Raw genomic sequence first — 11,161 nt, forward strand, 5'->3', positions numbered from 1 at the left:
ATGGAGAGCCCCCACATGGCATTGGACTCGGACTGCTTCTCCCAGGCCATCGCCAGCACCCGGCGGTACTTGCCGGCCTTGACCAGGCTGGCGGCGACGATCGCGGTCGAGCCGCCCACCGACCCGGCGGTGTGCACCCGGATCAGCGGCTTGCCGGTGGCGCCCATCGCGTCGGCCATGAACAACTCGGGCATCATCACGCCCTCGAAGAAGTCCGGCGCCTTGCCGACCACCACCGCGTCGATATCGGCGAAGGTCGAACCGGAGTCTTCCAGCGCGCGGTCGATCGCCTCGCGCACCAGCCCGTTCATCGACACGTCCTGGCGCTTGGCGGTGTACTTCGTCTGCCCGGTGCCCAGCACCGCCGCAAGCTCAGGCATGTGCGCCGCTCCTCCTCATCGCTCCGCAAGCTCCGCTCTGCATCGTCGTCGGCGCACGGCCATCAGTCCTGTCCTTCCATCACCGCGACCAGGTTCTGCTGCAGCGCGGGGCCGCTGGTGGCGTGCGCCAGCACCCGCTCGGCCGAACGGTCGAAGATGTGCTGCGCGGCGAACCCGATCCGCTCCATCCCGGCGACGAACATCGGGTTGGCCGCCAGCGCACCGCCGGACGGGTTGACCGTCACCTTCGACGGCAGTCGCATCGCCTCGGTGAGGATCAGCTGCTGGTGGGTGAACGGCGCGTGGATCTCGGCGACGTCCACCGCGGGCATGGCGTCGCCGCTGGCCGCCCGGGCCGACGCGGCCGCCGATGGCGAGCGGGTCAAGTTCCGGCTGCCCAGCGCGCCGGACTCGATGCGGTGTTCGAAACCGGTGATCCAGGCCGGGTTGTCCCGGAGTTCACGGGCCCTGTCGCCGGCGGCCAGCACGATCGCGGCGGCACCGTCGGTGATCGGCGCGATGTCGTGCCGGCGCAGCGGGTCGGCGAAGAACGGCCGGTCCAGCAGTTCGTCGAGGCTGTCGGAGGACTCCACCGAGTCGACCCGGTCGGCGCAGGCCATCGACTCCAGCGCCACCCGGGCCATCTGCTCGACGGTCCACGCCCGCGAGTCCAGCCCGAGACGAGCCTGCAGCCCGGCGATCGACACCGAGTCCGGCCAGAGCGGTGCCACGGTGTACGGGTCGGTCTGCAGGGCCAGGATCCGGCGCAGCTGTCCGGCCGATGACTTGCCGAACCCGTAGGCCAGCGCGATCTCCACCTCGCCGGTGAGCACCTTGATGTAGGCCTCGTACAGCGCCCAGGCCCCGTCCATCTCCACGTGCGACTCGTTGACCGGCGGGACGGCGCCGATCGAGTCGATTGCCGAAATGAACGAGAACGCCCGGCCGGCAAGGTAATCCGACGACCCGGAGCACCAGAAGCCGATGTCGGCCTTGTTGATGCCGAGTTCGGCGTAGAGCTGGGCAAAGCACGGCATCAGCATCTCGACGCCATTGGTGGTGCCGTCGGTGCGGCGAACATGCGGCGCGTGGGCGAAGCCCACCACGGCGACATTGCGAATGCTCATCTGCTGGCCCCTTCTCCCAAGCCCCGGCTACAGGTGCTGCTTGTAGCTGTCGTACTCGGCGTCGGGTTCCCCGGTGGGCCGGAAGTACTCGATGTTCTCCATGCCGTACGTCCACTCCTCGCGCGGCTCCCACACCGCCTGCACCCGCATGCCCATCCGGACCTCGTGGGCGTCGACATCGGCGACCAGCGTCAGGAACGGAATGTCGGCGCCGTCGAGCAGCACGTAGGCCGCGACGTACGGCGGCTTGATCCGCTGTCCCGAGAACGGGATGTTGATGATGGCGAACGTGGTGATCGTGCCGGTGTCTTTGACCTCGACGAAGTCGGTGAGCTGCTGGCCGGTGGCCGGGTCGGCTTCTCGGGCCGGGAAGTACACCTTCCCGGCCTCACCGGTGCGCGCACCCAGCAGCCGTCCCTCCTTCAACGCCCGCAGGTAGGCGCTCTCCGGGGAGGACGCGCTGTGCTGGATCTCCAGCCCGATCGGCGTCTCGACGATGGTCACCGGAGCGCGCTGGGCGGTCGTCGCCGGTACCGGCTCGGGAGTGTCGCCCAGCGCGAAATGGGCGATGTCGGTGATCGCGCCGACCGGCTGGTCGGCCCAGCGCACGTGTACCCGGGCGCCGCTGTGGATGCCGGACGGACCCACGGCTCCGACATCAATGGCGTGCAGCATCGGCACGTCGGCGCCGTCGAGCCGGATCCACGCCCAGGCGAACGGGCGGTCCAGCGGCTGGCCTTCCAGCGGGTCGGGCTGCCAGGACCAGGACACCACGGTGCCGACGCTGGCCACCGGAACGATCTCGGTCAGCGGCGCGTGGCTGACCGGGTCGTACTCGGTGGGGGGCACATGGACCCGGCCGTCACTGCCGCGCACCCCGACGATCCGGCGTTCGCGCAGCGCGGTGAAGAACGCTCCGAGCACCGGGCCGACCGAACGCGTGTACGTGAAGAACAACCCGAGCGGCGCGGACAGGTTGGGTTCGAGCCGCTCGGCGTCGCTGGGGTGGCTGTGGCTCGCGGTCACGGCATCGAGTAGAACAGGTTCTAAGAATCGGGGCAACAGCGGGTGTAAGGGGCCGACGATGAAGCTCGGGCTGCAGCTGGGGTACTGGGGCGCGCAACCCCCCGCCAACCACGCCGAACTGGTGGCCGCCGCCGAGGATGCCGGCTTCGATGCGGTGTTCACCGCCGAAGCCTGGGGCTCGGACGCCTATACGCCGCTGGCCTGGTGGGGCCGGGAGACCTCCCGGCTGCGGCTGGGCACCTCGGTGGTGCAGTTGAGCGCGCGCACCCCGGCCGCGTGCGCGATGGCCGCGCTGACCCTGGATCACCTCTCCGGCGGCCGGCACATCCTCGGGTTGGGGGTCTCCGGCCCGCAGGTGGTGGAGGGCTGGTACGGGCAGCGGTTCGGCAAGCCGTTGGCTCGCACCCGGGAGTACGTCGACATCCTGCGCCAGGTGTGGGCGCGGCAGGCGCCGGTGACCAGCGCCGGCCCGCACTATCCGCTGCCGCTGACCGGGGCGGGCAGCACCGGCCTGGGCAAGGCGCTCAAGCCGATCGTGCATCCGCTGCGCGCCGACATCCCGGTCATGCTGGGCGCCGAGGGTCCGAAGAACATCGCGCTGGCCGCCGAGATCGCCGACGGCTGGCTGCCGATCTTCTACGCCCCGCGGCTGGCCGACATGTACAACGAGTGGCTCGACGAGGGCTTCGCCCGGCCCGGCGCCCGCCGCTCCCGCGCGGATTTCGAGATCTGCGCGACCGCCCAGGTGGTGATCACCGACGACCGGGCCGCGGCGTTCGCCGGCATCAAGCCGTACCTGGCGCTGTACATGGGCGGGATGGGATCCGAAGACACCAACTTCCACGCCGACGTCTACCGACGGATGGGCTACGCGGAGGTCGTCGACGACGTCACCGCTCTGTTCCGCAGTGGGCAAAAGGACGGCAAAGAACGAGCGGCCAAGATCATCCCCGACGAACTGGTCGACGACGCGGTGATCGTCGGCGACGTCGACTACGTGCGCAAGCAGATCACCGTGTGGGAGGCCGCCGGGGTGACGATGATGGTGGTCACCGCCCGCGACGCCGACCAGGTGCGGCAGCTGGCCGGCTTGGTTTAACCCTCCCGGGGGGCCGACCTTGCCGTCGAACTAGAACACGTTCTAGATTAGCCGGATGAGGGATACTGGCCTGTGGAACATCGCCCGCGACACCCCCGACGCCGCCGCGGTGGTCGACGTCCTCGGCGGTCAGCTGAGCTACGGCGAGCTGGCGGCGCGGGCCGACCGGTACGGACGGGGGCTGCAAACGCTGGGGCTGCGTCCGGGCGACGTGCTGGTGATGGTGCTGCCCAACGTCGTCGACAGCCTGGCGGTGTACTTCGCGGCGATGCAGACCGGGCTGTACATCGTCGCGGTGAACTGGCATCTGACCGGACCGGAGATCGGCTACATCCTCTCCGACAGCGGTGCGAAAGTGCTCATCGGCCATGAACGGTTCGCCGACGCCTGCCGGATCGCGGCCGACGAGGCCGGCCTGCCCGCCGACCACCGGTTCGCGGTCGGCGACCTGACTCAGTTGGCCGGCTTCGCCCCGCTGTCGGAGCTCGGCGCAGGTGAACAGGGCCGGCCCGACATCCGCACGGCCGGCGCGGCCATGCTCTACACCTCGGGCACCACCGGCAAACCCAAGGGCGTACAGCGTCCGCTGACCGGGGCCGACCCGGACGAGGTGCCGATCGCCGCGGCCGGCTTCTTCGCGCTGTACGGTCTGCAGCCCTTCGACGACCACGTGCACATCTGCGGGTCGCCGCTGTATCACACGGCGGTGCTCAACTTCTCGGCGATCTCGATCCAGCTGGGCCACAAGGTGGTGCTGATGGACAAGTGGGACCCGGAGGAGATGCTGGCGCTGATCGAGAAGCACAAGGTCACCCACAGTCACATGGTGCCCACCCAGTTCCGCCGGCTGCTGGCCCTGCCGGAGGAGGTGCGGGCCCGCTACGACGTGTACAGCCTGCGCAACGTGATCCACGGCGCCGCGCCGTGCCCGCCGGAGGTCAAACGCCGGATGATCGATTGGTGGGGCACGGTGATCACCGAGTACTACGCCGCCACCGAGGGCGGCGGCACGCTGATCACCGCCGAGGAGTGGCTGACCCATCCCGGCTCGGTCGGCAAGGCCTGGCCGTACTCGGTGGTCAAGGTGCTCGACGACGACGGCAACGAGCTGATCGCCGGGCAGGCGGGCACCGTCTACATGCAGATGGGCGGGTCGAGCTTCGCCTACCACAACGACGAGAAGAAGACCGCCGAGAGCCGCGCCGGCGACCTGTTCACCGTCGGCGACGTGGGCTATCTCGACGAGGACGGCTACCTGTACCTGCAGGACCGCAAGACCAACATGATCATCTCCGGCGGCGTCAACATCTATCCGGCCGAGATCGAGAACGAACTGATCATGCACCCGAAAGTCGTCGACGTCGCGGTCTTCGGGGTGCCCGACGACGACTGGGGCGAGCAGATCAAGGCCGTCGTGCAACCCGCAGATGGGGTCGCGCCCGACGACGCTTTGACCGCCGAGCTGATGGCCTACGCCACCGAGCGGCTGGCGAAGTTCAAGCTGCCCAAGTCGATCGACTACATCACCGAGATGCCGCGTGACCCCAACGGAAAGCTCTACAAGCGCAAGCTGCGTGCGCCGTACTGGGCCGGCCGGGACGCCAAGATCTAGCCGATCACCCGGTCGGCGTCGCCGAACACCATCTCAACGCGCCCGACCGACGCCGACGCCATCGCCCGCTTCGGCAGGCCCAGCGTTCTCAGCTCCTCGGCGTACGGGTGCTCGCCCAGCCGCAGTGTCGCGCCGCCGGCCCGTGCTCGCAGCCCGGAGATCCGCATCTCCCAAGGGATTTCCCGGGTGACGCCGGCGGTGTGGCTGTACGCGCGAAGCACCCGCGGCCGGGACCGTGTCGGCACCGGCAGCCCGCGGCCGAATTCGATGCCGGCGATGTGTTCACCGTTCTCCCGCACGTCGAAGCCGAACCGGCCGTCGCCGCGGATGGTGAATTCCGCCATCACCTTCGGGAAGCCCCAGATGGCGCGGCCCGCCGCCAAGGTGAACTCCTGGTCGACCGGTAGGTGTTGGATGAACGCGCCCGCCGAGGCCAGTGCCCGCCACCCACGCGCGTTCGACCCCGGCGGGTTGACCATCACCGCGGTGCCGAATTCGTGGTAGGCGCCGAGGTCGCCGTCGATGTAGCGGGCCAGCATCAGGTTCACCACCGCCTTACCGGGACGGTGCTGGCAGACCCGCAGGCCGCTGTAGTCGATCAGCCGCTGAGCGGCCTGGGCCGGCACCGAGAACAACGCAGTGTGCACATCCGCCTGACGAATCCGGACCGGCATGGTAAGCACGGTGCCGGCGATTTCGTGTTGGGACGCAGCCATGCTGGCCACTGTAATCTCAGGAGTGCGCGGTGACGGAAGTGTTGACCGACCGGACGGCGGCGGCCTGGCCTGACCTCGATCTGACCGACGGGATCTGCCACGCGAGCGGCGAGGCGCACGCCGGCTAGGCCTGGATGCGGCCGCGTGAGCCGGTGTTCCGGGACCGCAACGGGCCGGTCGCCCCAGGCTCGGTGGCGTTCACCGACTCGACAATGGTGTCGGTCGGTGAGCGCCACCGCACTCCCAGCTCGTCCAGGGTGCGTGAGTAGTCGGTCGGGGTGGCCGGGGTAAGCAGCCAGGCCGGCCGCGACGGCGCGGGTCGGGATGGCCTCGGTGGCGTGGGCGTTGATCTCCAACGACGAGCAGACGCGAAAGCCCCCGAAACAGGGAGAAAATGGGGGCGTTTGCGTCTGCTCGCGGTGACTAGCGTCCCTTGAACTCGGGGGCGCGTTTCTCGGCGAAGGCCTTCGGCCCTTCCTTGGCGTCCTCGCTGAGGAACACCTTGATACCGATCGCGGTATCGGTCTTGAAGGCCTCGTTCTCGGGCATGCCCTCGGTCTCGTGGATGGTGCGCAGCATCGCCTGCACCGCCAGCGGGCCGTTGTTGTTGATCAGCTCGGCGATCTCCAGCGCCTTGGCCAGCGCTTGGCCGTCCGGAACGACGTGGCCGATCAAGCCGAAGCTCAGCGCCTCGGCGGCGGTGATGTGCCGGCCGGTGAAGAGCAGGTCGCAGGCGACGGTGTAGGGGATCTGCCGGACCAGCCGCACCGCCGAGCCGCCCATCGGGTACAGGCTCCAGCGAGCCTCGGAGATGCCGAACTTGGCGCTCTGGCCGGCGACCCGGATGTCGGTGCCCTGCAGGATCTCGGTGCCGCCGGCGATCGCCGGGCCCTCCACCGCGGCGATCAGCGGCTTGGTCAACCGGCGGCCCTTGAGCAGTGCGTCGATGCGCGACGGGTCGTAGCTGCCGTCTTTGAACGAGTCGCCGGGTGCCTTCTCGTTGGCCGCCTTGAGGTCCATCCCGGCGCAGAAGTAGCCACCGGCGCCGGTCAGGATGCAGCTGCGGATCTCGTCGTCGCCGTCGACCCGGTCCCAGGCCTCGACCATTATTCGCATCATCTCGCCGGAGAGCGCGTTGCGGGCCGCGGGCCGGTTCAGCGTCACGATCAGGGTGTGTCCGCGCTGGTCAACCAGGGCGTGCGGTTCGTTGTCGGGCTCGCTCACGGACGTTCACCTTCCACGACGTCGGCACGGACTTGTGTCGAAATGTAACACGTTCTAATTTGGGTTCGTGGCTCTGAACATCGCCGACCTCGCCGAACACGCCATCGATGTCGTCCCGGACCGGATCGCCCTGATCTGCGGTGACGAGCAGCTGACCTACGCGCAGCTGGAGGAGAAGGCCAACCGGCTGGCGCACTACCTGATCGCGCACGGGGTCAAGAAGGACGACAAGGTCGGGCTGTACTGCCGCAACCGGACCGAGATCGTGATCGCGATGCTCGGGATCGTCAAGGCCGGCGCCATCCTGATCAACGTCAACTACCGCTACGTCGAGGGTGAGCTGCGCTACCTGTTCGACAACTCCGACATGGTCGCGTTGGTACACGAACGCCAGTACAGCGACCGGGTGGCCAACGTGCTGCCGGATGTCCCGCACCTCAAGACCGTCCTGGTGGTCGAGGACGGCTCCGACGGCGATTTCACCCGCTACGGCGGGGTGGAGTTCTCCTCCGCGCTGGCGCAGGGCTCGCCCGAGCGTGACTTCGCCGACCTGCTCGGTGAGCGCAGTGCCGACGACATCTACATCCTCTACACCGGTGGCACCACCGGGTTCCCCAAGGGCGTGATGTGGCGCCACGAGGACATCTACCGGGTGCTGTTCGGCGGCACCGACTTCGCCACCGGTGAGCCGGTGGCCGACGAGTACGACCTGGCCAAGCAGGCCGCGGCCAACCCGCCGATGATCCGCTACCCGATCCCGCCGATGATCCACGGCGCGACGCAGTCGGCCACTTGGATGGCGCTGTTCGCCGGGCAGACCGTGGTGCTGGCTCCGGAGTTCGACGCCGACGCGGTGTGGCGCACCATCGCCGACCACACGGTGAATCTGCTGTTCTTCACCGGCGACGCGATGGCGCGCCCGCTGCTCGACGCGCTGGTCGCGGCCCGGCAGGTCGGCCGCGACTACGACCTGTCGTCGCTGTTCGTGCTGGCGTCCACCGCGGCGCTGTTCTCGCCGAGCATCAAGGAGCAGCTGCTGGAGCTGCTGCCCAACCGGGTCATCACCGACTCCATCGGGTCGAGCGAGACCGGCTTCGGCGGCACCAGCGTCGTCGCCAAGGGTGAGGCGCACACCGGCGGGCCGCGGGTGAGCATGGACAAGACCACCGTGGTGCTCGACGACGACGGAAACCAGGTCCAGCCCGGTTCGGGAGTGCGCGGCATCATCGCCAAACGCGGACACATCCCGGTCGGTTACTACAAGGACGAAGAGAAGACACGGCAGACCTTCCGGACCATCAACGGCGTGCGCTACGCGATCCCCGGCGACTACGCGCAGGTCGAAGCGGACGGCACCGTCACCATGCTCGGGCGCGGCTCGGTCTCGATCAACAGCGGCGGCGAGAAGATCTACCCCGAAGAGGTCGAGGCCGCGCTGAAGACGCACCCGGACGTCTTCGACGCGCTGGTGGTCGGGGTCCCGGACCCGCGCTACGGCCAGCGGGTCGCGGCGGTGGTGCAGGCTCGCTACGGTGCCCGGCCGAGCCTGGCGGCGATCAACGACGCCGCCCGGGCCGAGATCGCCGGGTACAAGGTGCCACGCAGCCTCTGGTTCGTCGACGAGGTGAAGCGCTCACCGGCCGGCAAGCCGGACTACCGGTGGGCCAAGGAGCAGACCGAGGCCCGGGCCGCCGACGAAGCCGGCGGCGGATAGATCTGCCGATAGCTGCGGACGGAACGGCCGGCACGCGGTAGCTTCGCTACGTGAAAAGGCTTTCCAGTGTCGACGCGGCGTTCTGGTCGGCGGAGACCGCGGGCTGGCATATGCACATCGGTGCGCTGGCGATCTTCGACCCGAGCAAGGCGCCGAACTACAGCTTCGAACTGCTCCGCGACCTGCTCATCGAGCGGCTGCCGCAGCTGCCGCAGCTGCGGTGGCGGGTCGCCGGCGCTCCGCTCGGGCTGGACCGGCCCTGGTTCGTCGAGGACGAGGATCTCGACATCGACTTCCACCTGCGCCGCATCGGTGTACCCGCCCCGGGCGGGCGCCGGGAACTGGAGGAGTTGGTCGGCCGGCTGATGTCCTACAAGCTGGACCGCTCGCGGGCGTTGTGGGAGCTGTGGGTGATCGAGGGTGTCAAGGGCGGCCGGATCGCGACGCTGACCAAGATGCACCACGCGATCGTCGACGGCGTCTCCGGCGCCGGGCTCTCCGAGATCCTGCTGGACATCACCCCGGAGCCGCGGGCGGCGCAGCAGGACGTGCCGGTGCCGGCGCCCGACCCGCTGCCCGGCCTGGAACGCCAGGCGATCGGGGCGTTGATCAACCTCGGGATCAAGACACCGTTCCGGATCGGTCGGCTGATTCAGCAGACCGTGCGCCAGCAGGTCGCGGTGCTCGGCCTCAACCGCCGGTCGCCGCGGTACTTCGAGGCGCCCAAGACCCGGTTCAACGCCAGTGTCTCCCCGCACCGGCGGGTCACCGGCACCCGGGTGGAGCTGGCCCGGGTCAAGGCGGTCAAGAACGCCTACGGCGTGAAGCTCAACGACGTCGTGCTGGCCATGGTGGCCGGCGCCGCCCGGGACTATCTGGACAAGCGCGGTGAGCTGCCGGCGAAGCCGCTGATCGCCCAGATCCCGGTCTCCACCCGCACCGAGGCCGACATCGACGAGGTCGGCAACAAGGTCAGCTCGATGACGGTGACGCTGGCCACCGACGTCGCCGACCCCGCGCAGCGGCTCGCCGAGATCCACGAGAGCACCCAGGGCGCCAAGCAGATGGCCAAGGCGCTCTCCGCGCACCAGATCATGGGCCTGACCGAGACCACCCCGCCTGGTCTGCTGCACCTGGCCGCGCGGGCATACACCGCGACCGGACTCTCGCACAACCTGGCGCCGATCAACCTGGTGGTGTCCAACGTTCCCGGGCCGTCCTTCCCGCTGTACATGGCCGGCGCCGAACTCGAGTCGCTGCTGCCGTTGGGGCCGCCGGTGCTCGACGTCGCGCTGAACGTCACCTGCTTCTCGTATCGGGACAGCCTGGACTTCGGGTTCGTCACCACCCCGGAGGTGGCCAATGACGTCGACGAGATGGCCGACGGCATCGAGCTGGCGCTCGCCGAGTTGGAGGACGCCGCGCCGTAGCGCCGTCCGCCCGCTCAGAACGGGCCGAAGAGATCGGTGCCGATCTCCCCGCAGCCGAATCCAACGTCTTGCTCAGCGTCCGGGCAGCGCCTGCACCATTCGGATCAGCGGGGTGAACGCCTTCTGCCAGATCGCGTTCGGGATGCCCATCGGGGGATCGAGGTTGAACACCCGGGCGGTGGAGACCGTCTGCGTCTCGGTGTACTTCAGGATCCCGTCGGCGCCGTGCCGCCGGCCGACCCCGGATGCCTTCATCCCGCCCATCGGCGCTGCGGTGCTGCCGAACGCCAGCGCGTAGCCCTCGTCGACGTTGACGGTGCCGGACTGCAACCGAGCGGCAATCGCCTCGCCCTGCGCCTTGCTGGCCGCCCAAACGCTGGCGTTGAGCCCGTAGTCGGTGTCGTTGGCGCGCTCGATGGCCTCCTCGACGCTGTCCACCGGGTAGATGGCGACCACCGGCCCGAACGTCTCGTTGCGGGCGCACTCCATCTCCTCGGTGACGCCGGAGAGCACCGTCGGCTCGAAGAACAGCGGGCCGATGTCCGGCCGGCTGTTGCCCCCGGCGATCACCGTCGCGCCCTTGGCTTTTGCGTCGTCGACGTGGCCGGATACGGTCTTGACCTGGTCTTCGGAGATGAGGCTGCCCATGTCCGCGGAGAAGTCGTAGGCGCCGCTGAGAGTCATGTTGCGCACCTGCTCGGCGAACCGGTCGGTGAACTCGTCGGCGACCTCCCGCTCGACGTAGATGCGTTCGACGGAGATGCACAGCTGCCCGGCATTGGAGAAGCAGGCCCGGGTGGCGGCCTTGGCGACCTCGCCGAGGTTCGCCCCCT

9 protein-coding genes and 1 pseudogene are annotated in these 11,161 nt (G+C 69.0%); 4 read left to right on the forward strand and 6 right to left on the reverse strand.

Translation table 11 applies throughout. The annotated features are described in order from the left end of the window. From AC2VNT_RS13245 to AC2VNT_RS13255, 3 genes and pseudogenes are all read right to left on the reverse strand, one after another. Positions 1 to 380 (reverse strand): annotated as a pseudogene (locus tag AC2VNT_RS13245) (thiolase domain-containing protein); the annotation flags it as partial. A 62-nt stretch (positions 381 to 442) separates the two neighbouring features. Beyond that, entirely contained in the window at positions 443 to 1,507 is a 1,065-nt protein-coding gene (locus tag AC2VNT_RS13250) for a thiolase domain-containing protein (RefSeq protein WP_486947300.1), read from the reverse strand. A gap of 27 nt (positions 1,508 to 1,534) precedes the next feature. Further along, complete coding sequence (locus tag AC2VNT_RS13255) at positions 1,535 to 2,533, reverse strand: Zn-ribbon domain-containing OB-fold protein (RefSeq protein ID WP_486947301.1); 999 nt, start codon at positions 2,531 to 2,533, stop codon at positions 1,535 to 1,537. Between the two features lie 58 nt (positions 2,534 to 2,591). Here AC2VNT_RS13255 and AC2VNT_RS13260 point away from each other — a divergent pair, with 58 nt between their 5' ends. Both AC2VNT_RS13260 and AC2VNT_RS13265 read left to right on the forward strand, forming a co-directional pair. Next, the gene (locus tag AC2VNT_RS13260; protein WP_486947302.1) at positions 2,592 to 3,632 is read left to right on the forward strand and encodes an LLM class F420-dependent oxidoreductase; all 1,041 of its coding nucleotides are present in this window, start codon (positions 2,592 to 2,594) and stop codon (positions 3,630 to 3,632) included. Positions 3,633 to 3,687: 55 nt separating this feature from the next. After that, positions 3,688 to 5,244, forward strand: a complete 1,557-nt coding sequence (locus AC2VNT_RS13265) for an acyl-CoA synthetase (protein ID WP_486947303.1) — start codon at positions 3,688 to 3,690, stop codon at positions 5,242 to 5,244. Here AC2VNT_RS13265 and AC2VNT_RS13270 read toward each other — a convergent pair. Further along, positions 5,241 to 5,960, reverse strand: a complete 720-nt coding sequence (locus tag AC2VNT_RS13270; RefSeq protein ID WP_486947304.1) for an acetoacetate decarboxylase family protein — start codon at positions 5,958 to 5,960, stop codon at positions 5,241 to 5,243. The two genes, AC2VNT_RS13265 and AC2VNT_RS13270, sit on opposite strands and share 4 nt — an antisense overlap. A 423-nt stretch (positions 5,961 to 6,383) precedes the next feature. Further along, on the reverse strand, positions 6,384 to 7,184 hold the full coding sequence (locus AC2VNT_RS13275) for a crotonase/enoyl-CoA hydratase family protein (protein WP_486947305.1): 801 nt from the start codon (positions 7,182 to 7,184) through the stop codon (positions 6,384 to 6,386). A 67-nt stretch (positions 7,185 to 7,251) separates the two neighbouring features. Between AC2VNT_RS13275 and AC2VNT_RS13280 the strand changes: the two genes are divergently transcribed. After that, a complete protein-coding gene (locus AC2VNT_RS13280) occupies positions 7,252 to 8,898 on the forward strand; it encodes an acyl-CoA synthetase (RefSeq protein ID WP_486947306.1) in 1,647 nt (548 codons plus the stop codon). A gap of 50 nt (positions 8,899 to 8,948) precedes the next feature. Further along, positions 8,949 to 10,328 carry a WS/DGAT/MGAT family O-acyltransferase gene (locus AC2VNT_RS13285; RefSeq protein WP_486947307.1) on the forward strand — a complete coding sequence of 460 codons (1,380 nt, stop codon included), beginning with the start codon at positions 8,949 to 8,951 and terminating at the stop codon, positions 10,326 to 10,328. Positions 10,329 to 10,400: 72 nt separating this feature from the next. Here AC2VNT_RS13285 and AC2VNT_RS13290 read toward each other — a convergent pair. Then, positions 10,401 to 11,161, reverse strand: a 761-nt coding sequence (locus tag AC2VNT_RS13290; RefSeq protein WP_486947308.1) for an aldehyde dehydrogenase family protein, incomplete at its 5' end; no start/stop codon positions are given.

Source organism: Mycobacterium sp. TH-M15, assembly GCF_057473705.1.